The following is a 21,694-nucleotide window of genomic DNA, read 5'->3' as shown; positions in this document are numbered from 1 at the left end:
CAGAAGGCCGTCCCCCGCCCTCACCCCATCCGGCTTGCCATCACCAGCACCGGCACGGTCGGCAGGTTGAACACCACATGCACCACCACGCCCGGCCAGATCGAGCCGCTGCGGCGGAAGATTTCGGCCATCGCGAGGCCGCCGACGAATGCGGCGGGCAGGACGATGTTGATGCCGTGCATGAGCGCAAAGATGATCGTCGAGCCGACCACGCCGATGAACGGGCTGTAGCGCAAAAGCGCGTTGGTGAGGACGCCGCGAAAGAGAAACTCCTCGCCGATCGGCGTCAGGACGCCGATGAAGAACGTCGCCAAAACGAGCGTCCACCAGCCGCCGCTTCCGCCGAGCGCATAAATGTCCTGCGGATTGCTCGTCTGCCCCGTGAGTGCCGAATAGCCCAGGATGGCGAAGCCCTTGACGATGAAGGCAATGACGCCGACACCGACGCCGATGAGAAGCCAGCGGCGCGTGGTACGCCTGATGCCGAACGCTTCCCATGAGCGAAGGCGGATCGCGGCGGCAGCGGCGAAGCCCGCCATGCCGGCGATGGCCGAAAGGGCGGTGAAGATCAGTCCGACGGCGATCGGCGAAATCGGCAGACCGGCAACGAAGATGCCGCCGCCATAGCCGACGAGTGCGAAGACGACGAGGCCGACGACGATCTCGGGCCAGCCCGGTCGCTCGCTTTTTCGGACGGGCGCGGCGCTTTGCGTATCGAGAATGAGGGACATGGCAAGCCGTTCCTTTGCGTATGAGATCGTCGCGGACAGAGCGCCTCAATCGTCGCGCAGCGTTTCCTTTTGCGTGATCAGGCGGGCCGAGTTCTGGCCGGACATGAAATTCCACAACCAGTTGAGCGTCACCAGCAGACGCGAGCGGGCGGAGACGAGGAAATAGATATGGGCGACGCCCCATATCCACCAGGCGGGCCGGCCCTTGAGCCTGAAGCGGCCGAACTCGATCACCGCCGCATTCGGCCCAATGGTCGCCAGATTGCCCATATGCCTATAGCGGAACGGGCCGGGCGCGGGCTTTTGCGCCAGTCGCGCGCGGATGGCTTTGGCCGCATGACTGCCCTGCTGCTTGGCCGCGGGCGCGATGCCGGGAACGGGCTTGCCATGCGCGTCGACCGTCGCGGCCGTGTCGCCGAGGACGAAGATGCTCTCGTCGTCGGGCAGCGTCAGGAAGGGCGAGACCTTCACCCGGCCAGCCTTGTCGGTCTCCGTCTCCAGCCACTGGCCGGCGGGCGAGGCTTCGACGCCGGCCGCCCAGATGACGGTGCGCGTCGGTATCTGCCGGTCGCCGAGGGCAATGTTTTCGGACGAGACATGCGTCACCGCGTCGCCCGTCAGAACCTCGACGCCGAGGCGTTCGAGCGCGCGTTTGGCATAGGTAGACAGATCTTCGCTGAAGGCGGGCAGGATGCGCGGACCGGCCTCGACCAGAAGAACGCGCGCGGTTTTCGTGTCGATGCGCCGGAATTCGCCCGGGAGGACACGGTGGGCAAGGTCCGCGATAATGCCGGCAAGCTCGACGCCGGTCGGCCCTGCCCCCACCACGGCGAAGGTGAGTTCGGCGGCGCGGGTCGCCTCGTCCGATTCAAGCTCCGCGCGCTCGAAAGCGAGCAGCACGCGGCGGCGGATCGTCGTCGCGTCCTCCAATGTCTTCAGGCCCGGCGCGTCCGCCTCCCACTCGTCGTTTCCGAAATAAGCATGCGCGGCGCCCGTCGCGACGACCAGCGTGTCGTAGGGAACGCGCTCACCATGTCGGAGGATGGCCTCGCGTGCGGTGCGGTCGATGCCGGTGACGGTCGCCAGAAGCGTGGTCACGTCCTTGCGGTCGTCGAGGATGCGCCGGATCGGCCAGGCGATGTCAGCCGTCGGCAGGATCGCGGTCGCGACCTGATAGAGCAGCGGCTGGAAAAGATGGTGGTTGCGCCGGTCGATCAGCGTGATCGCGCAGCCCGCGCTCTTCAGATCCTTGACCAGTTGCAGGCCGGCGAAGCCCGCGCCGATGACGACGACCCTGTGTTTCATGTCCAGTCCCTGTTCAGTTCGAACATAGGTTGCAGTGCAAAAAATTCCACCGGCTTTACGCCGGCCGCGCGCAATGCTATCGGGCGCGCCTTGGCATTTCCCATGCCTCCGGTCGCAGCCTACCCGGTCAAAACAAGGACGCCTGACAGTCTTTGCACGTCGCACGCGCGGCAGGTTGCGCATGGAGGCCTTTTGACAAAGGCGTTCCCATGTCGAACGACATCTATTCCGGGCTGACGCAGCTCGGCGCCGCGGCGGCGATCCCGACGCATCCGGACGAAGCGGTGCTGGAGCGAGTGCCGAACCCGCAAGCCGGCCAGCGTTGCGCGGTGCGCTTCACCGCGCCCGAATTCACTTCGCTTTGTCCGATGACCGGCCAGCCGGACTTCGCCCATCTCGTCATCGATTACGTGCCGGGCGACTGGCTGGTCGAGAGCAAATCCTTGAAGCTGTTCCTGTTCGCCTTTCGCAACCATGGCGCGTTCCACGAGGATTGCACGGTGACGATCGGCCGGCGCATCGCGGATCTTCTGGAGCCGCAATGGCTGAGGATCGGCGGCTACTGGTATCCGCGCGGCGGCATTCCGATCGACGTGTTCTGGCAGACGGGCGCGACGCCCGCCGATCTGTGGCTGCCCGACCAGGGCGTGCCGACCTACCGCGGAAGGGGCTGAACGATGGACACGCAAACGAGACAGCGCCTCGAGGGCTTTTTGTTCCTCGCCGCCTTTTGCGCGACCATCCCGCTCGCCAACTGGCTGATCGGCAATGTCGGCACCGAATGCGTGCCGGACGGACCCTGCATCATCCCGGTCTGGCCGGGCATCGTCGCGCCGAGCGGCGTTCTGGCGGTCGGCGCGGCGCTGGTGCTGCGCGACCTCGTCCAGCGCCGGCTCGGCATCAAATGGGCGTTCGTTGCGCTCGGTGTCGGCGCGATCCTCTCCGGTTTCGTCGCGCCGGCTGCGTGGGTGATCGCCTCCGTCGCCGCCTTCATCGTGTCCGAAACCGCCGACATGGCCGTGTTCACGCCGCTGCAAAAGCGCGGATTGGTTCTGGCGGTGTTCGCCAGCGGCATCGTCGGGCTCGCCATCGACAGCATGATCTTCCTGTCTCTGGCCTTCGGTGGGCTGGATTTCCTGCCTGGCCAGATGATCGGCAAAAGCTGGGCGATCCTGATGGCGTTGCCACTGGTGCACATGCTGCGGCTGCGCGACAGGCGGATCGGCTTCGTGCCGGCCTAGATCGAGCGCACACCGTAGGTCTTGTGTGTACGGGCGATGTGCTCGTCTTCCGTGCGCTCGGGAAAGAGGATGTAGCTCGGCGCGCGGATGCGCGATATCCGCGCGATCGTCACTTCGATGACGTTGCGGATCGGAAAATCGGGACCTGCCATCTGAACGAGGTCCGCAGACAGCAGCGCGAAATCAGGTGCGTCGGCGGCGACGATCCGCGCGGTTCCGGTGATCTTGAAACCGCGCTGGCGAAAGACGTCCACGAAGGAAACGCAAACCTTCGGATACGCCGCGATATTGCGAACGGACCCAGCCGACATGATATCGGCGATGACGAGCCGGTCGTCGCCGAAAGCGGCGAACATCTCCTTGGGCGTGACGTTCGGCATGCCATCGACATCAACAGTGGCGAGCCAGCACAGGACAGAATTGGCGATGTCGGTGCGAACGGCGTCGTTGAGCTTCATGTCACTGTCGCCTTGTCCACATCGTAGCACACGAAAGCAATTTTGTTGCCGTCGAGATCACGCGCGTAGGCGCCGTAGAAGCCGTCGCCATAACGCGGACGCTTGCCCGGCGCGCCTTCGTCTCTGCCGCCGTTTGCAAGCGACAAAGCGTGAAGACGATCGATCGTTTGGGGTCCGTCGACGAGAAATGCGGTCATCGTGCCGTTGCCGACTGAGGCCGGCTCTCCGTCGAAGGGAAGGCAGGCGATGAAGCGGGCGGTTTTCTCGTCCGCATAGCCCCATGCCATCGCTTCGTCATCGGTAAACTGGCGCGCGATGCCCATCGTTTCGAACAGGGGATCGTAGAACGCAGCAGCGCGTGACAGGTCGCTGACGCCGATCATGGTGTAGCCGATCATTTGTTCTCCCTTACTGCCCCGGCCTTCCGGTCTTGCCCGGACGGCGCTTTTGCTTGCGCTGGTCGGCCGGGTCCTCGTAAGAGCCGATGCCGGCGCGCTCGCGCTTGACGGGTTTATCCGGCAGATCGCCCTCGACCGGCTTTTCGGTGCGCCGCACCGTCATCTCGTCAAGATCGTTCTTGCGGAAGAGCGACCGGCCGGCGGGCACGGCATAATCGCCGGCCCTGCCCATATCGTCCAGATGCGGCTTGGCGAAGAGCGATTTGCCATCCTCCTCCACTGTGCGATGGCGCGCTTTGCCCTTGTTGTGCTGGCCCTTGCGGCGACCCGAATCCGGACTTTCCAGCTCGACTTCGCGGGCAAGCGGGTCGTCGGAAATCGCAAGCTCGGTTTCGCGTAACCGCTTGACCTCGTCGCGCAGGCGCGCGGCGCGCTCGAAATCGAGATCGGCTGCCGCGTCGCGCATCTCCTTTTCCAGATGTTCGAGATGCGCCTTGAGATTGGCGCCGACCATCTGGCCGTCCTTCGTGACGCCGGAAATGTCGGGACGCACATGGTCGCGCTCGTAAACCGAAGACAGGATATCGCCGATGTTCTTCTTCACGCTTTCGGGCGTGATGCCGTGCTCTTCATTGTAGGCGAGTTGCTTCTCGCGGCGGCGATCCGTCTCCGCCATCGCCCGATCCATCGAGCCGGTGATATTGTCGGCATAGAGCACGACCTTGCCGTCGACGTTACGCGCGGCGCGGCCGATGGTCTGGATCAGCGAAGTTTCGGAGCGCAGGAAGCCCTCCTTGTCGGCGTCGAGAATGGCAACAAAGCCGCACTCGGGGATGTCGAGACCCTCGCGCAGAAGGTTGATACCGACGAGTACATCGAACGCGCCGAGACGCAGATCGCGCAGGATTTCGATACGCTCCAGAGTGTCGATATCCGAGTGCATGTAGCGCACGCGAATGCCCTGCTCGTGCAAATACTCGGTCAGATCCTCAGCCATACGCTTGGTCAGAACGGTGCACAGCGTACGGTAGCCCTTGGCGGTCGTCTCGCGGATTTCGCCGAGAACATCGTCGACCTGGCTCTTGGCCGGGCGCACCTCGACGGGCGGATCGATCAGCCCGGTCGGGCGGATGACCTGCTCGGCAAAGACGCCGCCGGACTGGTCCATCTCCCAACCGCCGGGCGTTGCCGACACCGCGACGGTAAGCGGACGCATTGCGTCCCATTCCTCGAAGCGCAGCGGCCGGTTGTCCATGCAGGACGGCAGGCGGAAGCCGTATTCGGCCAAGGTCGCCTTGCGACGAAAGTCGCCCCGGTACATCGCGCCGATTTGCGGCACGGTGACATGGCTCTCATCGATGAACACGAGCGCGTTGTCGGGAATATATTCGAACAAGGTCGGCGGCGGTTCTCCGGGGGCTCGCCCGGTCAAATATCTGGAATAGTTCTCGATACCCGCGCAAGAGCCTGTCGCTTCCAGCATTTCGAGGTCAAACCGCGTGCGCTGCTCAAGCCGTTGGGCTTCCAGCAAGCGACCGGCCTTTTCGAGTTCGGCGAGGCGCAACTGAAGCTCCGCCTTGATCGATTTCGATGCCTGATTGAGCGTCGGGCGCGGCGTGACATAGTGCGAATTGGCGTAGATCTTGACCGATTTCAGATCGCCGGTCTTCTGGCCGGTAAGCGGATCGAACTCGACGATGGTCTCGATCTCGTCGCCGAACATCGAGATGCGCCATGCACGATCCTCAAGATGGGCCGGAAAGATTTCGATCGTGTCACCGCGCACGCGGAACGAGCCGCGCACGAAATTGATGTCCTGACGCTTGTATTGCTGGGCAACGAGGTCGGCGAGAAGCTGGCGCTGGTCGAGCCGGTCGCCGACGCTCATCTGGAACGTCATCGCAGTGTAGGTTTCGACCGAACCGATACCGTAGATGCACGAGACCGACGCGACAATGATGACGTCGTCGCGCTCCAGAAGCGAGCGGGTCGCGGAGTGGCGCATCCGGTCGATCTGCTCGTTGATCGACGATTCCTTCTCGATGAAGGTGTCGGTGCGCGGAACGTAAGCCTCCGGCTGATAGTAGTCGTAATATGAAACGAAATACTCGACCGCGTTGTTCGGGAAGAACGACTTGAACTCGCCGTAGAGCTGTGCGGCGAGCGTCTTGTTCGGCGCAAGGATGAGCGCCGGGCGCTGCGTTTCCGCGATCACCTTGGCCATGGTGTAGGTCTTGCCCGAGCCGGTGACGCCGAGCAGAACCTGTGTGCGGTCGTGTTCGGATACGCCCGAGACGAGATCGCGGATGGCGGTCGGCTGGTCGCCGGACGGCTTGAACTCCGTTTCCATCCGGATCGAGATGCCGCCTTCGGACTTTTCCGGCCGGGCGGGCCGGTGCGGCACCCAGGCCTTACCGTTCTTGTGCAGCGGATTGCCGCTTTCGATCAGCGCCGAAAGCGCGGCCACGGTGGCGGTGACGCCCGATGATGAGAGAGAGGCTGCATCCTCAAGGCTGACATCCAGACCCGCGACGGGATTGAGGCCTGCGGCAGCGCGCTCCTTCGGCGAAGCCGCACCGCCCATCGACGTGCCACGGCCCGAGCGCGTGGGAGCGGAAGAGCGCTCCGGGATTTTCTTGTTTTTCTTTGCACTCGCGCTGTCGCCGCTTTGCGGCTCGCTCCGTGAGGGCGCGCCATCCGGCGCGACGGCCGGTCGGCCTTGCCGGGCGTTGCCCGGTGTTTGCGGTTTTGCCGCTTCGTCGGAAATCTGCTTAGCCCAATCGGAGACTCCGCCGGTCAGCGGCGCGCCCTCGAATTCGGATTGCGGTGCTTCGCCGAAGCCGCCCGGCTCCAGCGGTTCCGACGCATCCATGAAATCGGTCAGCGGGCTGCGCCGCTGCTGTTTGGGGGAGGTTTTGGCCATTGCCGGAATATGGAGAGAGTCCGGCCGGAAGAAAAGGGTATGCCTATACTGGACGTGCCATCCTGACAGAAGGGTGTCAGGATGGCAGGAACTTGCGCGCCGCTCCCCGCATTGCATCCTGTTTGAAAGGGTGCGCGGCATGAGCAAATACCGCAAGGGGGGCGAAAGTGAGCTGGAACTGGGCCAGCGGCACCGCAACCGGCAAGGTGGTCGAAAGCTTCACCGACGGTGTGGAGCGAACGATCAAGGGCGCGAAGATCAAACGCAAGGCGTCAAAGGACGAGCCGGCCTATCTCGTCGAACAGAAGGACGGCGACAAGGTGCTCAAGAGCCATTCGGAACTGACGAAGGCGTCGTGATCAGACGACGGCCATACGCACTTCGCGGAAAGAACAGAGGCGACGGCTCTGCTCGTCCCAAAGAACGAGCTTTACGCAGCGAAGGCTTTCCAGAAAGGTAATGCGACCGATGCCGCGCAATTCGGGATGATCGTCCAGAACCTGCGGCAGGCGATAGAACGGCACCTTGCTCGACAGATGATGGACGTGGTGGATGCCGATATTGCCGGTAAACCAGCGGAAAACCGCCGGAAGGTCGTAATGCGATGAGCCGTGCAGCGCCGCCTGTTGAAAATTCCAGTCCTGCTGCTCGCTCCAGTGCGTTTCCTCGAACTGGTGCTGAACGTAGAATAGCCAAACTCCGACCGTGGCCGCCATGAGCGTAATCGGCAGTTGCACCATCAGGAACGGTCCGAGACCCATCAACCAGATCAAGATCGCTGCCGGCACGGCTATGCCCAGATTGGTCGCCAGCGTCGAGGTCCATGGCGTGATGCCGGCCCGCATCAGGCCGATCGGCAGGCGGTACTGGCAGATGAAAAGCCAGGCTGGCCCAATTCCGAACATGACGAGCGGGTGACGATAGAGCCAGTATTTCGTGCGCCCCCAACGCGAAAGCGCCCGGTATTCCGCCACCGTCAGCGTATCGATGTCGCCGATGCCACGCTGGTCGAGATTGCCGGTCGTCGCATGATGAACGGCATGCGTGCGCCGCCAGTAATCGTAGGGCGTAAAGGTGAGGACGCCGATGATGCGGCCGGTCCAGTCGTTCGCTCCGCGACGCGCAAACAGCGAACCGTGGCCGCAATCGTGCTGAAGCATGAACATGCGCACCAGAAAGCCAGCGGCGGGGATCGTCAGCACCAAGGCCCAGTAATGGCCATAGACGACGCCGAGCGCGGCTGCGGTCCACAAAAGAACGAAAGGCACCACCGTGACGGCGATTTCGAAGACGCTGCGCTTCGTGCTCGGCTCGCGATAGCGGGAAAGAACCTTGGTCCAGGCGCGCGCGCTCTGCACGGCATCAGCGGTCGTGGTGTCAGGTGTCATCGAAGGTCCATGCAAGAAGAAGGAACGCCAACTGCCGAAACATCCGACGCGTAAAATTCAGGTGAAGGAACGTTCTGGACGTCAATTGCGTCGAAAGACGGTGCAATCGAATCTGTCATCCCCCTGCCGCTGCGTAGTCACATTGGCGAAGCGGCGCAAGACGCAAGTGCGTCGGTCACTTTCGATGAGGTGGTATCAATCCGCTTGAAGATCCGCCGTATCCCCCGTACGCGCGACGTCGATGATGCGACCAAGCAGCGCATGAAGGTCCGTACGATGACCGGTGCGGGCAGAACCATTGTTCTCGTCCGAAGTCATCACGACGGTGAGGTTTAGTGCTGGCACGATGTAGAGCATCTGGCCGCCATAGCCCCAGCCATATTTCACGTCCTCGCCGTTGATCCGGCGCAGGAACCAGCCATAGCCGTAGCCATCGCCGTTGAAGCGCGAATTGGTGCGCCGCTGCCAGGACTGCTCGATCCAGTCGGCCGAAACGATGCGGGTGCTGTCGGGCGTCTCGCCGCCATTGCGATAGACCTCGCCGAAAGCGAGCAGCGCGCGCGGGCTCATCGCCATCTGGTTGCCGCCGAGATAGATGCCTTGCGGATCGCGCTCCCAGCCGCCGATGCGAAAGTCAGGGATCGGGCCGAGCCATTCGCGAGCAAGATCCAGCGTCGAGCGGCCGGACTGCCGGGTCAGGATGGCGGACAAAAGGTGCGTGGAGCCTGTCGAATAAAGCATCCGCCCGCCGGGCTCGTCGTCGAACGGCATGGAGAGCGCGGCGCGCACCCAGTTGCGGCTCGCCACCCAGCGCCCGTAATTGCCGCCCGACGTGCGGCCGAGACCCGCCTGCATCGACAACAGATGGCCGATCGTGATGTCCTCGATGCGCGGGTCGGGATCGGCAGGCATGTCGGCGCCAAGAAGCGGCGCGATCCTCTGTTCCGCGCTTTCCAGCACGCCCTTGTCGATGGCGATGCCGACAAGCGCCGAGACGACCGATTTGGAGGCCGACTTGATGTTTGTCGGCGTATCGACGGAATTGCCGCGATAGCCACGCTCGGCCACCGTATCACCGTTGAGCGAGACGACGACCGTTTCGAGCGGCGCGAGCGCTGCCGCGTCGTCAAGGATGGCCTCGAATGTGACGGGCGCGTCCTCATCCTGCGCGAAGGCGGGAACGACGAGCGTGGCGGCGATGGTGCTGAGAAGCAGGGTGCGACGGTTCATGATCGCGAGATAGGCCGAAGCTGCGGCGAAGTCACGACCGTCACGTCAAAGTGAGATCAGGAGCGCAGGCCCGTTTCGCGCAGCAATCCCTTGCGCTTGGCGTCGTAGTAGTAGCCGCGCGCGTAAAGCCGCACCGCGCGGTCATGGTCGCCATCGGCCGTCAGGAACGCGCCGCGCAGATATTTGACGGCGTAGCGCAGATTCGTCTCGGCATCGAGAAGCCCCTCGGCCGAGCCGCGATAGCCCATGGTGCGGGCGGTATCGTGCCGGATCTGCATGAGGCCCCAATAAGGACCGTTGCGCGCGCCGGGATTGAACGTGCTTTCGCGATCGACGACGCGGCGAACAAGTTCGACCGGCACCTGATAATGCCCGGCATATTTGACGATCAGGATATCGAGTTCGGGGCTGCGCGCGGCAACCTTGCCGATGCCTGATGGAACGATGGCTGCCTGTAACGCGCTCGAATGGACGATCGCGCCGGTAGCCCCGCCCGATGGCGTGGCACCCGCATAGGCGGCCGCAACGACGACAGGCTCTTCGGTCTGCACCGCAGCAACCTGAGTGGTGGCAGGAGCGGCTTCGGCGTCTTCTGAGGCGGCGACAGGTTGGGGAGCATCGGCAGGCGCGGCCGTGGCAGTCGCCACATTCGGCGAAGGACGCACATCGACCTGATCGGGAAGCGCGACCTCCTCCTCGGCGGCAGCCTGAAGCTGCGTGGCAAGGTCGCCATTGGTAGAAGTGCAGCCCGAAATCAGGCCGATCGCAACAAAGGAAACGGCGGCGTATCGCGCCGGAAACGTCTTTTGGGAAGCCAAGGTCGCCTCTCGCAGATTGTCTCGAATATCGCTCCGCCCCGACGCTTCTTTACGCGAGTGCGACGGTCAGGGCAATCGGGTGTGTTAACCACGTATCGGCTGCAACGGAAAGTGCGGCGTACGCAATAACAATCGACATCTTGCGCCAGGCTTTCCACGCTATCCACTTCTTCTTGTGCCTGCGGCTAAGCACGCCATACTTGGGACAATCGATTCGCATCATGAAGGCGTCGGAAGAACGTCGCGTTTCAGGGGCAACGACATGACCAAGCCAGTGGAAGATTGCGCGAAGCGTCGCCTGATCGAACGCCGCGAGCTTGAATTCGCAATCCGTTTCATGTGCCAACGCGGTGTCGAACTGGGCGACGTTCCGGTGCAATTGACACGTTATTATTATGTCGACATCGACGAGGTGAACGACATCCTCGCCGAGATGGAAGCCACCGAACAGACCCCGGCCGAAACCGTGACGCCCGCAGCGGCGCAGACCTTCAGCAAGGTCGCCTGACATGCGCGCGCTGCGGACCGCTGCACTGACGCTCGCTCTGGCAGTATCTGCGCTCGCGATCTTCCCGCCCTCGTCAGCCCCGGCCGCGCAAGCCGACTATGTGAAGATCGGAACCTATTCCGACATGATGATGCGCGCAGCCACGCTTTTCTCGGAAGGCGAACACGACCGCGCGACATTCTGGTTCTATGCCGGCCAGTTGCGTTTCCGAAGCTATCTCGTGGCCAATCCCGACATCGACCCGTCGGGCGGACCGGCTCTTTTCGCGTCCCTCATGGAAACGGTCGGGCGGCCGATTAACGAATATGCCTATGGCGACATTCCGCGCCTCGTTGCAATCCTCGACGAGGTCTTGGAATGGGACGAGGCCGATCCCGATCCGGCCTTACCGGCCGAAACGCACCGCAACATTCGCGAGGGCCTCGAAGGGCTGCGCGACCAGACACAACGCGACGCCGCACAAATCCGCACGCAGCGTGAAGCGAACGGCCTGCCGAACCGCTAGATACTCAAATCCGCTTGCCGGTGGCCGCGTCGAACAGATGCGTCATGCCTGGAGCGATAGCGAGGGGAAGCGTGTCGCCGACCTCGACCTTCGTGCCGCCCGGCAGGCGCGCGATGATCTCGCCGCCGGCCTGCGCCGCGTCGACCGGCTGTCCATGGGCCAGAACGTCCGCGCCGAGAATTTCGACCGCCATCACCTTGAGCGTAAGATCGGCCGTGTTGCGGCTGTCCGTCATTTTCATGTGCTCGGGACGAATGCCCAGAACCACTTCACGGCCCGCTTCGGGAAGAACGGTGTCGCGCGGCTTCACGGTGCCGCCACCGCCCGCCAGCGTCAATCCGCCATCGGCCACGGTTGCGGTCAAAAGGTTCATCGCAGGCGAGCCGATGAAGCCCGCCACGAATGTCGAGGCCGGCTTTTCATAGATCGCCATCGGCGTGTCGATCTGTTCGGCAAGACCGCCATTCATGACGACGAGCGTGTCGGCGAGCGTCATCGCCTCGACCTGATCGTGGGTGACGTAGACAGAGGTGACGCCGAGACGACGCTGCAACGACTTGATCTCGACGCGCATCTGGCCGCGCAGCTTGGCGTCGAGATTGGACAAGGGTTCGTCGAATAGGAACGCCTTGGGGCTGCGCACGATGGCGCGGCCCATGGCCACGCGCTGGCGCTGGCCGCCCGACAATTCGCGCGGACGGCGCTGGAGGAATTCGGCCAGGCCGAGCGTGGCGGCAGCTTCCCGGACGCGCTTTTCGATCTCGTCCTTTGCCATGCCCCGGTTCTTCAGGCCGTAGGCCATGTTGTCGTAGACCGACATATGCGGGTAGAGCGCGTAGTTCTGGAACACCATGGCGATGTCGCGCTCGACCGGGCCCTTGTCGTTGACCACCCCGTCGCCGATCGAGATTGTGCCGTCGGTGATGGATTCAAGACCGGCGATCATGCGCAAGAGCGTGGACTTGCCGCAGCCCGACGGGCCGACGAGGACGCACATCTGGCCGTCGGGAATGGAGATGGAGACGCCTTTGACGGCCTCGACCTTGCCGCCATAGACCTTGCGGACGTTGTTCAGTTCGACGGTTGCCATATTCTCACTTCTCGGTTTCGACGAGGCCCTTGACGAACCAGCGCTGCATGAAGACGACGACGGCGACGGGCGGCAGCATGGCCAGGATCGCCGTGACCATGACGATGTGCCACTGCGTTTCGGCGTCGGCGAACGAGATCATCCGGCGCAGCGCGATGACGATCGTGTTCATGTCGTTCGACGTGGTGATCAGTAGCGGCCACAGATATTGCGTCCAGCCATAGATGAACATGATGACGAAGAGCGCGGCGAGGTTGGTCTTCGACAAGGGAAGCAGGATGTCCTTGAAGAAGCGCCACGGCCCTGCCCCGTCGACGCGCGCCGCCTCCACCAGTTCGCCCGGAATGGTCAGGAAGAAGGTGCGGAAGAGAAGCGTCGCCGTCGCGGACGCGATCAGCGGAATGATGAGGCCGGCATAGGTGTTGATAAGGCCGAGATCGACCATGACCTTGTAGGTCGGCAAAATGCGTACCTCGACCGGCAGCATCAGCGTGATGAAGATCAGCCAGAAGAAGATCATCCGCCCCGGAAAGCGAAAGAAGACGATCGCATAGGCCGACAGGAGCGAGATCGCGATCTTGCCGACCGCGATGCCGAGCGCCATCACCATCGTGTTGAAAAGCAGGAGGTCAGCGCCGACGCCGCCCGTCTGACGCACGCCGCCGAAGATCGCCTGATAGTAGTTCGCGAAGAACTGATCGCCGGGCAAAAGCGGCAGCGGCGGACGCAGGATCGTCTGCAACGAATGGGTCGAGGCAACGAAGGTGTAGTAGATCGGGAAGGCGACGATGATTACGCCGATAATCAGGATCGCATGGGCGATGTAGCGCGACGTCTTCGAGACGCCAAGCATCGCACCCTCTTCCTTGCGGCCGAGCTTGGCGGCGGTGGATTTTCCGGTCACGGCGACAGCTTCAGCCATAGTGCACCTTCTTTTCCACGTAGCGGAACTGGATCGCCGTCAGCGCGATGACGATGACCATGAGGATGACCGATTGCGCAGCGGAATCGCCGAGAATGAGGTTCACGAAGCCGTCGTGATAGACCTTGTAGACGAGCGTTTCGGTAGCCCGGCCCGGTCCACCGCCGGTGACGGCGTGGATGATGCCGAACGTATCAAAGAAGGCATAGGTCGTGTTGATGACGAGCAGGAAGAACGTCGTCGGCGCGAGCAGCGGGAAGACGATCGTCCAGAAACGCTTGGTCTCGCCCGCGCCGTCGATGGCGGCGGCTTCGATGAGCGTCTTCGGGATCGCTTGCAGGCCGGCGACGAAGAACAGGAAATTGTAGGAGATCTGCTTCCACGCGGCCGCCGCGATGACGAGCCACATGGCCTGATCGCCCTTCAACAGCGGGTCCCACGCATAGCCCGACGAGCGCAGCATATAGGCGAAAGTGCCCATCGCCGGATTGAACATGAACAGCCACACCATGCCGGCGATCGCCGGCGCAATGGCGTAGGGCCAGATCAGCATGGTCCGGTAGAAGCCCTTCCCCTTGATGATCTTGTCGGCCATGACCGCCAGAAGCAGCGCGATACCCATGGCGAGGAAGGCGACGGCGACGGAGAACACGGCCGTGTTCTGGACCGCGTTGATATAGTTGGGGTCGGAGAGGACGCGCTGGAAATTGCGCATGCCCACGAAGGTCGTCCGAAGGCCGAACGGGTCTTCTCTCAGCACGGACTGATAAAGCGCCTGGCTCGCAGGCCAGTAGAAGAAGATGGCCACGATGATGAGCTGCGGGGCAAGCAGCACATAGGGCAGCACCTTGTTGGGAAAGACGACGCGCGGGGACAAGGATTTTCCTCTCGGGCCAGATCGCGGGGGTCGTTCCCCGTTTTATCAAGAAACCGCCCGCGTGTCGTCCACGCGGGCGGAAAGAGCGTATCGCGTCGGTCTTAGTTGCCGATCGCTTCCTGGATGGCGGCGTTGCCGCGACGAACGGCGTTGTCGAGCGCCGTCTGGGCATCCTGATCGCCGGCGAGCATGCGCTCGAACTCTTCATTCTGGATGTCGCGGACCTGCGGCAGGTTGACGAGGCGAACGCCACGCGAATTCTCGGTCGGTGCCTTGCCCATCATCTGCGTGATCGGGATTTCGCGGCCCGGGTTCTCGTCATAGAAGCCCGATTCCTTGGTCGCCTCATAGGCGGCCATCGTCACCGGCAGATAGCCCGAAACCTGATGCAGGCGCGCCTGGATTTCGGTCTGCGACAGGAACTCGAAGAACGCCGCGACGCCCTGATATTCCTCGTCCGACTTGCCCTCGAACACCCAAAGGCTCGCGCCGCCGGGGATCGTGTTCTGTGGAGCGCCTTCGGCTTCCGGATAGTAGGGAAGCTGGCCGAGGCCGTAATTCATGCCCGAATTGATGACGTCGCCGAGGCCGCCTGACGATTCCGTCAGGATCGCGCATTCGCCGGAGGTGAACAGGTTTTTGGCTTCGGACGTGCGGCCGCCATAGCGGAACGTGTCGTCGGCGGCCAGATCGGCGATGTTCTGGAAGTGCGTGACGAACATGCCCTCGTTGATCTTCAGCTCGACATCGGTGCCGGCAAGGCCGTTCTCGTTGGTGCCGTACTGGAGGTTGTTCCAGGCTGCGAAGTTCTCAAGACCGATCCAGGTCAGCCAGGTCGAGGTGAAACCGCAGGCGGCAGCGCCCGATTCCTTGATGGTGCGGGCAGCCTCGAAGACTTCCGGCCAGGTGGTCGGCGGGTTCTCCGGATCGAGGCCGGCTTCCTCGAACAAATCCTTGTTGTAGTAGAGGATCGGAGAGGACGAATTGTAAGGGAACGACAGCATTGTGCCGTCCGGACGCGAATAATAGGCGACGATGCCCGGCAGGTAGTTCGCCGGATCGAATTCCTCGCCCGTCAGCGAGATGATCTCGGCGACCGGCTTCGTCGCGCCTTCGGCAGCCATCATGACGCCGGTGCCGACGTCGAAGACCTGAATGATGTGCGGAGCCTGATTGGCGCGGAAAGCGGCGATGCCGGCGTTCAGCGTCTCGGGATAGGTGCCGCGATAAGCCGGCACGACGCGATAGTCGTCCTGGCTGTCGTTGAATTCCTGGGCAAGCTCTTCGACGACGTCGTTGTTGGCGCCGGACATGGCGTGCCACCAGTCGATCTGCGTCTGCGCGAGCGCGGTCGACGCGCTCAAAACGGTGAAGGTTGCGGCAAGACCGGCCGCATAGGTTTTCATGGACATGTTTCGCTCCCGTTTGTTGGCGAAAGAGTTGACTTCCGCGACCCGCACTATCGGCGGTCTGTGACAACTGGACGACACCAAGTTCGTCATCCAGTGAAACTGACAAACGAAATTTCCTGAAATCGGCTAAGAGTCAACTACATTGACGCAAAAAGCCGCGCTTTGCTTAGCGTTTAAGCAGGTTTCCAACCGATTTCGACGTGGCCCGCATCTTCGGCAACGCGCGAAAGCCACGCCGAAACGAAAGGAAAGCGCGCCAGATCGAAACCCGCGATGGCTGCATCATGCGTGTAAGCGTAAAGCGCCAGATCGGCCACGCTGATCGTTTCGCCGGCGAAGAACGGGGACTTCGCAAGACCTTCTTCCATGACGGCGAGCGCCTTGTTGCCGCCTTCCAGAAGCGCGGCCATCCGCTGTTCGGTCGCGTTGGCAGCCAGATGCGGGTACTTCACCAGCGAGCGGCGAACGGCGATCTGCGGCTCATGACTGTATTGCTCGAAGAAAAGCCACTGATAACAAAGCGCGCGCTGATAGGCGTCGGCAGGCAGAAAGCGCGTGCCTTCGGCCAGATGAAGGAGGATCGCGTTGCTTTCAGCCAGAAGCCGCCCGTCCTCCAGTTCCAGAAGCGGCACCTTTCCGTTCGGGTTTTTATCCAGATAATCCGGTGCACGCGTGCCGCCATCGGTCGTGCTGACTTCGACATGGCGAAACGGGACGCCCAGCTTCGCCAGAAGCAGGCGCGGCTTGTAGCAATTGCCGCTGTCGGTCATTCCATAAAGCGTCAGCATGGTTGTCTCCCCGTGAAGTCGATGAAGACTGCCCGTTTCGCCGACCGGATGCGAGGCCGTAACGGCGATGGTTCGATGATTTTCGCTGATGGATCAGGCGGGCCGGCGCAGCGGAATGATGCGTGCGCGTGGACGCAGGAGTTGCGGCAGGCCGAGAGGTCGTTCCGTAACCCTTGCTCCCGCAAGAACCGGCGGTGAAAACAGGAAGCCCTGGAAGAGGTCCGCACCGATTTCGAGCGCTGCCTCGAGTTCATGAACCGCCTCGATCCCGTCAGCCAGAATCTCGATGTCGTCCGCGTGGAGAACTGCGATGACACTGGACAGAAGCTTGAGAGCCTCGGGCATGCGCGCGACCTGACGGAACCATGTGCCGTCGATGCGCACATAGTCCGGCTTCGCGACGCGCGCGATCTCGACGCCGGCGATGTCCGGTCCGAAATCACGAAGCGCAACGCGAAAGCCGTGGCGGCGCACCGCGTCCGCCCGCAGCGCGGACGCCTCTTCGAGGCCGCATCCCAGTTCGCAGGTGATGCGCGGCGGATCGTAACCCTCATTTCCAAGCTCGGTGACGGCCGTACTCAACAGCGCCAACGCGATTTCGAAATCGTCGGCGTCGGTCGCATCGATGCGAAGCGACAGCGACCGGGTCTCAAGATCGAGATGCGGAAGATTGGCGATATGCAAGGCGCGGCAAAGGCACTCCAGACGCAGCCGGTCGGCCGCGCTCAGCCGGTCGAAAAGACGCACCGGAACCGACGGGCGTCCGCCCCTGACAGGGCGCACCAGCCCGCGCGCGCCAGCGACCGCCATTTGCCCCTCATGCGAGCGATAGATCGGCTGATATGCGCTGCGCAAAACATGCGCGTTGAACTGCGCCACGCTCGGGCCGTCATCCTCGTGACGGATCGAAGCTTCTATCGTCTCGTAAAGCTCGTCCTCAACACCCATTTCACATCCTCCGCCGACCGAATGCGCGACCCGACCGTCGACGACCTGTCCCGATGCCGGGCGGTGGTTCATCGTCCTCCAGAGCCGCAAAATTCGTCGGCGCGATCTGGGGACGGGCAAGCGCAAAACCCTGGACCATGGAAACACCGATTTCGGCAGCCACATCGATCTGCCATTCTTCCTCGATGCCCTCGAACACGGTCCGGATATTCTTTTGATGGAATTCCTCGACCATGACGCTCAAAAGCGCAATACCCGGCCGCGTTTCCATCAGCCGGACGATCCATTTGGCATCGAACTTGACGATGTCGGGATGCAACTGCTTTACGCGCTCCATGTCGGAACTTTGGGTTCCGTAATCGTCGACGGCGACACCATAGCCATCGGATCGCAAGGCGGCTACGAAATCCTGAAGTGCAGCGGCTGAGGTGGAAGACTGTTCCGTCACCTCGCAAACGATACGCTCGGGCCGCAATCCGGCACGGGCGACGACATCGCGCATTTCGCCGAGTGCAGCATCCACGATCGCCCTGTCGCAAAAAAGCGACGGGTCGAAATTTATAAACAGGATGACGTCCGGCCCGAACGAAATGCCGGCGTTGAGAATTTGGAGATCGCGGGACAGCGTCTCGATTGCAAGACGATCGATCGCCGGGACCGCCTTGAAGAACACCTTGGGCGACAGCGCACTGTCATCGCGCGACGGGCGCACCAGAGCTTCGAACGCGTAAGGGCGCAGATGCCCCTTTTCAAAAGCGAAAATCGGCTGAAAGGCAGTTTGAAGAACGTAAGGACCCCAATGCCCGACGACCGTGCCGTCCGGCTCGTTGACGATATTCGAATGACTAAGGCCTCTGGCCAAATAGGGTCCTCCCTGGCCAACAACCCGTCAACTGTCCCTTAACAACGCTAATCGGCGGTTAACCGGCGAACGCACTGGCACAATTGCGAAACCTTGCGATTTCGCGGCAGATCATTCATGAAACGCGCGGCCGCGACAAGCGGCGCCAACCCATCCGGAGACGAAATATCATGGCCTTCCTTGCCGATGCCCTTTCCCGCGTTAAGCCGTCCGCGACCATCGCGGTCTCGCAAAAGGCGCGCGAACTGAAATCGGCCGGTCGCGACGTGATCGGACTGGGTGCGGGCGAGCCGGATTTCGACACGCCGGATAACGTCAAGAACGCGGCGATCGAGGCGATCCAACGCGGCGAAACGAAGTACACGCCTGTTTCCGGCATTCCCGAATTGCGCAAGGCTATCGCGGCGAAGTTCAAGCGCGAGAACGGTCTCGACTATACGCCCGAGCAGACGATCGTCGGCACCGGCGGCAAGCAGATCCTGTTCAACGCTTTCATGGCGACGCTCAACGCGGGCGACGAAGTCATCATCCCCCGCCCCTACTGGGTGTCGTACCCGGAAATGGTGGCGATCTGCGGCGGCGAGAACGTCTTTGCCGAAACGTCCATCGACAACGGCTTCAAACTGACGCCTGAGGCGCTGGAAAAGGCGATCACGCCGAAGACCAAGTGGTTGCTGATGAACTCGCCGTCTAACCCGTCCGGCGCGGCCTACACTGAAGTCGAATTGCGCGCGCTCGCAGACGTGCTTCTCAAGCATCCGCATGTGTGGACGCTGACCGACGATATGTACGAGCATCTCGTCTTCGATGACTTCGCGTTCAAGACGATCGCGCAGGTCGAGCCGAAGCTCTACGAGCGCACGCTGACGATGAATGGCGTCTCCAAGGCATATGCCATGACCGGCTGGCGTATCGGCTACGCGGCCGGCCCGCTCGCGCTCATCAAGGCGATGGACATGATCCAGGGTCAGCAGACCTCGGGCGCGTGCTCGATCGCGCAATGGGCCGCCGTCGAGGCGCTCAACGGTCCGCAGGACTTCGTGGAAAAGAACAAGGCGATCTTCCAGAACCGCCGCGACCTCGTCGTCTCGATGCTGAACCAGGCCAAGGGTATTTCCTGCCCGGTGCCGGAAGGCGCGTTCTACGTCTATCCGTCCTGCGAAGGGCTGATCGGCAAAAAGACGCCGGGCGGCAAGGTGATCGAAACCGACGAGGATTTCGTTTCCGAGCTTCTCGAAGCCGAAGGTGTCGCGGTCGTCCACGGATCGGCGTTCGGTCTCGGACCGAATTTCCGCATTTCCTACGCAACGTCGGAAGCCTTGCTGGAAGAGGCCTGCAGCCGAATTCAGCGCTTCACGGCGTCGCTTATCTGAGCCGGGTTATCCACCGCCGGCCAGAATTATGGTTGAAATGAGGCGTCAGCGCGTTAGGTTCCCGGGCCATCGCGCTTTCGCCGGCTTTCTTTCAGGTTGATCAGATACCGTCATGATATGCCGCAGCGGAAGCTGTGCATTCCAGCTTGCTGGCAGAGGATAGCTCTGAGCAAGGAACTGACGACGGGGAGCAACCCATGGAAGACGAACCAAAGAAAAGCGCGGTCACGGTCGATGACATCGACTATGAGGTCGGGCAGGACAACATTCAGGTCTTTGGGCTGGACATTCACAACCCGGTCTTCGCGATTTCAGGCGGTGTGGTCGTCGTCTTCGTGATCCTGACGCTGCTATTTCCAGTGACGACGGAGGAATTCTTCTCATGGCTGCGTCCCTGGCTGACGGATAATTTCGACTGGTTCCTGATGATCGCGGGCAATCTGTTCGTGCTGTTCAGCCTCGCGCTGATCGTCACGCCGCTCGGCTCGATCCGCCTCGGCGGGGCCGACGCAACGCCCGATTACAGCTATCTGGGCTGGTTCTCGATGCTGTTCGCAGCCGGCATGGGCATCGGCCTCATGTATTTCGGCGTTTCCGAACCACTCGGGCATTATCAGGCAGCGCTCGGCGGCATTACTGTCGAAAACGGCGTTCGCACGGACTGGGCTCCGCTCGGCGGCGCAGAAGGTGACGCGGCTGCCGCGCAAAGCCTCGCAATGGCCGCGACCATCTATCACTGGGGCCTTCACCCTTGGGCGATCTATGCCGTCCTCGCGCTGTCGCTCGCTTTCTTCTCCTATAATCGCGGCCTTCCGCTGACGTTGCGTTCGGTCTTTTACCCGCTTCTGGGTGAACGCGTCTGGGGCTGGCCCGGCCACATCATCGACACGCTCGCCGTTTTCGCCACGTTGTTCGGTCTTGCGACCTCGCTCGGCTTCGGCGCGGAACAGGCGATGGCGGGCATCGAGTTCCTGTTCGGCATCCCGGCGACGGACACCAACAAGGTGATCCTGATCGTCATCATCACCGCCATCGCGCTCGTATCCGTCGTCGCCGGGCTTGAAGCTGGCGTGAAGCGGCTGTCCGAGATCAACATGGCGCTCGCGCTCGTGCTGCTCACGTTCATCCTTCTGGCCGGCCCGACACTGGTTATCGTCACCGGCTTCTTCCAGAACACGGTGTCGTACATCACCTACTTCCTGCCGCTCGCCAATCCGTTCGGCCGCGAGGACGTGAACTTCCTGCATGGCTGGACGACCTTCTACTGGGCCTGGTGGATTTCCTGGTCGCCCTTCGTCGGCATGTTCATCGCACGTGTTTCGCGCGGCAGAACGGTGCGCGAATTCCTGACATGCGTCCTGATCGTTCCGACCATCCTGTCGATCATCTGGATGTCGACCTTCGGCGGGACGGCGATCGAGCAGGTTTCCAGCGCAACCAACGCGCTCGTCGCCGAAGCATCGGACGACCTGAAACTGTTCATCATGGCGAACGCATTGCCGCTGACGCAGATCGTCTCGTTTATCGGCATCGTGCTCGTGATCATCTTCTTCGTCACGTCGTCGGATTCAGGCTCGCTGGTGATCGACACCATCACCGCCGGCGGCAAGGTCGACGCACCGACGGCGCAGCGTGTCTTCTGGGCCTCCTTCGAGGGACTGGTCGCCATCACGCTTCTTTTGAGCGGTGGTCTGGCTGCATTGCAGTCCGCGGCCGTGGCGACGGGTCTGCCTTTCGCACTCCTGCTGATCCTGATGATGTTCAGTACCTTGCAGGGCCTGCGCGGCGAGCGATACGTGACGACGCCCCCGGCAACCGCGCCGGGTCAGTAACCCGCTACGGGGCCAAGGCGAGGTGCAACCATACCTTGCCTTGGCCCGTTTTCCGTGCAATGGATTTAAACGTTCGGGTATTTGA

The 21,694-nt window shown here is 62.3% G+C and carries 22 protein-coding genes; 7 read left to right on the top strand and 15 right to left on the bottom strand.

Annotated features, from left to right (window positions below; genetic code table 11):
* Positions 1 to 20: 20 nt before the first annotated feature.
* Positions 21 to 731 carry a CPBP family intramembrane glutamic endopeptidase gene (locus tag ACX82Z_RS02760; RefSeq protein WP_459586617.1) on the bottom strand — a complete coding sequence of 237 codons (711 nt, stop codon included), beginning with the start codon at positions 729 to 731 and terminating at the stop codon, positions 21 to 23.
* A 45-nt stretch (positions 732 to 776) separates the two neighbouring features.
* Positions 777 to 2,042: an NAD(P)/FAD-dependent oxidoreductase gene (locus tag ACX82Z_RS02755; protein WP_459911599.1), complete on the bottom strand. Its 1,266-nt coding sequence runs from the start codon at positions 2,040 to 2,042 to the stop codon at positions 777 to 779.
* Between the two features lie 203 nt (positions 2,043 to 2,245).
* Here ACX82Z_RS02755 and queF point away from each other — a divergent pair, with 203 nt between their 5' ends.
* Both queF and ACX82Z_RS02745 read left to right on the top strand, forming a co-directional pair.
* On the top strand, positions 2,246 to 2,710 hold the full coding sequence (gene queF / locus ACX82Z_RS02750; RefSeq protein WP_459586616.1) for a preQ(1) synthase: 465 nt from the start codon (positions 2,246 to 2,248) through the stop codon (positions 2,708 to 2,710).
* 3 nt (positions 2,711 to 2,713) lie between these two features.
* Positions 2,714 to 3,277 carry a VUT family protein gene (locus ACX82Z_RS02745; RefSeq protein ID WP_459586615.1) on the top strand — a complete coding sequence of 188 codons (564 nt, stop codon included), beginning with the start codon at positions 2,714 to 2,716 and terminating at the stop codon, positions 3,275 to 3,277.
* On the opposite strand, the gene ACX82Z_RS02740 is transcribed toward ACX82Z_RS02745, so the two are convergent.
* From ACX82Z_RS02740 to uvrB, 3 genes are read right to left on the bottom strand one after another with little or no spacing between them, the layout of a single operon-like run.
* Positions 3,274 to 3,735 carry a pyridoxamine 5'-phosphate oxidase family protein gene (locus tag ACX82Z_RS02740; protein ID WP_459586614.1) on the bottom strand — a complete coding sequence of 154 codons (462 nt, stop codon included), beginning with the start codon at positions 3,733 to 3,735 and terminating at the stop codon, positions 3,274 to 3,276. The two genes, ACX82Z_RS02745 and ACX82Z_RS02740, sit on opposite strands and share 4 nt — an antisense overlap.
* Positions 3,732 to 4,133, bottom strand: a complete 402-nt coding sequence (locus tag ACX82Z_RS02735) for a VOC family protein (RefSeq protein WP_459586613.1) — start codon at positions 4,131 to 4,133, stop codon at positions 3,732 to 3,734. The genes ACX82Z_RS02740 and ACX82Z_RS02735 overlap by 4 nt, the downstream gene beginning before the upstream one ends.
* Positions 4,134 to 4,143: 10 nt before the next feature.
* Entirely contained in the window at positions 4,144 to 7,056 is a 2,913-nt protein-coding gene (uvrB, locus tag ACX82Z_RS02730; RefSeq protein WP_459586612.1) for an excinuclease ABC subunit UvrB, read from the bottom strand.
* 167 nt (positions 7,057 to 7,223) lie between these two features.
* Here uvrB and ACX82Z_RS02725 point away from each other — a divergent pair, with 167 nt between their 5' ends.
* A complete protein-coding gene (locus ACX82Z_RS02725; protein ID WP_459586611.1) occupies positions 7,224 to 7,415 on the top strand; it encodes a hypervirulence associated TUDOR domain-containing protein in 192 nt (63 codons plus the stop codon).
* On the opposite strand, the gene ACX82Z_RS02720 is transcribed toward ACX82Z_RS02725, so the two are convergent.
* The 3 genes from ACX82Z_RS02720 to ACX82Z_RS02710 all read right to left on the bottom strand — a co-directional run bounded on the left by ACX82Z_RS02720 (position 7,416) and on the right by ACX82Z_RS02710 (position 10,492).
* Positions 7,416 to 8,444 carry a fatty acid desaturase gene (locus tag ACX82Z_RS02720; RefSeq protein ID WP_459586610.1) on the bottom strand — a complete coding sequence of 343 codons (1,029 nt, stop codon included), beginning with the start codon at positions 8,442 to 8,444 and terminating at the stop codon, positions 7,416 to 7,418.
* 195 nt (positions 8,445 to 8,639) lie between these two features.
* Complete coding sequence (locus ACX82Z_RS02715) at positions 8,640 to 9,674, bottom strand: serine hydrolase domain-containing protein (protein WP_459586609.1); 1,035 nt, start codon at positions 9,672 to 9,674, stop codon at positions 8,640 to 8,642.
* 56 nt (positions 9,675 to 9,730) lie between these two features.
* Positions 9,731 to 10,492 carry a transglycosylase SLT domain-containing protein gene (locus tag ACX82Z_RS02710; RefSeq protein ID WP_459586608.1) on the bottom strand — a complete coding sequence of 254 codons (762 nt, stop codon included), beginning with the start codon at positions 10,490 to 10,492 and terminating at the stop codon, positions 9,731 to 9,733.
* Between the two features lie 262 nt (positions 10,493 to 10,754).
* On the opposite strand from ACX82Z_RS02710, the gene ACX82Z_RS02705 reads away from it, so the two are divergent.
* A complete protein-coding gene (locus ACX82Z_RS02705; RefSeq protein WP_459586607.1) occupies positions 10,755 to 11,000 on the top strand; it encodes a hypothetical protein in 246 nt (81 codons plus the stop codon).
* Between the two features lies 1 nt (position 11,001).
* The gene (locus ACX82Z_RS02700; protein ID WP_459586606.1) at positions 11,002 to 11,505 is read left to right on the top strand and encodes a hypothetical protein; all 504 of its coding nucleotides are present in this window, start codon (positions 11,002 to 11,004) and stop codon (positions 11,503 to 11,505) included.
* A 4-nt stretch (positions 11,506 to 11,509) separates the two neighbouring features.
* On the opposite strand, the gene ACX82Z_RS02695 is transcribed toward ACX82Z_RS02700, so the two are convergent.
* From ACX82Z_RS02695 to ACX82Z_RS02665, 7 genes are all read right to left on the bottom strand, one after another.
* The gene (locus ACX82Z_RS02695; protein ID WP_459586605.1) at positions 11,510 to 12,595 is read right to left on the bottom strand and encodes a sn-glycerol-3-phosphate import ATP-binding protein UgpC; all 1,086 of its coding nucleotides are present in this window, start codon (positions 12,593 to 12,595) and stop codon (positions 11,510 to 11,512) included.
* A 4-nt stretch (positions 12,596 to 12,599) separates the two neighbouring features.
* Positions 12,600 to 13,448, bottom strand: a complete 849-nt coding sequence (ugpE, locus tag ACX82Z_RS02690) for a sn-glycerol-3-phosphate ABC transporter permease UgpE (RefSeq protein WP_459911597.1) — start codon at positions 13,446 to 13,448, stop codon at positions 12,600 to 12,602.
* A gap of 61 nt (positions 13,449 to 13,509) precedes the next feature.
* Complete coding sequence (gene ugpA, locus ACX82Z_RS02685) at positions 13,510 to 14,394, bottom strand: sn-glycerol-3-phosphate ABC transporter permease UgpA (RefSeq protein WP_459586604.1); 885 nt, start codon at positions 14,392 to 14,394, stop codon at positions 13,510 to 13,512.
* Positions 14,395 to 14,495: 101 nt separating this feature from the next.
* Positions 14,496 to 15,806, bottom strand: coding sequence for a sn-glycerol-3-phosphate ABC transporter substrate-binding protein UgpB (ugpB, locus tag ACX82Z_RS02680; protein ID WP_459586603.1), 1,311 nt, complete (start codon positions 15,804 to 15,806; stop codon positions 14,496 to 14,498).
* 173 nt (positions 15,807 to 15,979) lie between these two features.
* Positions 15,980 to 16,594 (bottom strand): glutathione S-transferase family protein, encoded by a 615-nt coding sequence (locus ACX82Z_RS02675; protein WP_459586602.1) that lies wholly within the window; start codon positions 16,592 to 16,594, stop codon positions 15,980 to 15,982.
* A 93-nt stretch (positions 16,595 to 16,687) separates the two neighbouring features.
* Positions 16,688 to 17,542 carry an EAL domain-containing protein gene (locus ACX82Z_RS02670; protein ID WP_459586601.1) on the bottom strand — a complete coding sequence of 285 codons (855 nt, stop codon included), beginning with the start codon at positions 17,540 to 17,542 and terminating at the stop codon, positions 16,688 to 16,690.
* A 1-nt stretch (position 17,543) separates the two neighbouring features.
* On the bottom strand, positions 17,544 to 18,404 hold the full coding sequence (locus ACX82Z_RS02665; RefSeq protein ID WP_459586600.1) for an EAL domain-containing protein: 861 nt from the start codon (positions 18,402 to 18,404) through the stop codon (positions 17,544 to 17,546).
* A gap of 170 nt (positions 18,405 to 18,574) precedes the next feature.
* Between ACX82Z_RS02665 and ACX82Z_RS02660 the strand changes: the two genes are divergently transcribed.
* Positions 18,575 to 19,777, top strand: a complete 1,203-nt coding sequence (locus ACX82Z_RS02660) for a pyridoxal phosphate-dependent aminotransferase (RefSeq protein ID WP_459586599.1) — start codon at positions 18,575 to 18,577, stop codon at positions 19,775 to 19,777.
* Between the two features lie 197 nt (positions 19,778 to 19,974).
* Positions 19,975 to 21,609, top strand: coding sequence for a BCCT family transporter (locus tag ACX82Z_RS02655; RefSeq protein WP_459586598.1), 1,635 nt, complete (start codon positions 19,975 to 19,977; stop codon positions 21,607 to 21,609).
* Positions 21,610 to 21,694 lie beyond the last annotated feature (85 nt).

The organism is Aliihoeflea sp. PC F10.4 (genome assembly GCF_054612275.1).
The sequence above is the reverse complement of the archived record's forward strand: the minus strand, read 5'-3'. Positions and strand labels throughout refer to the sequence as shown.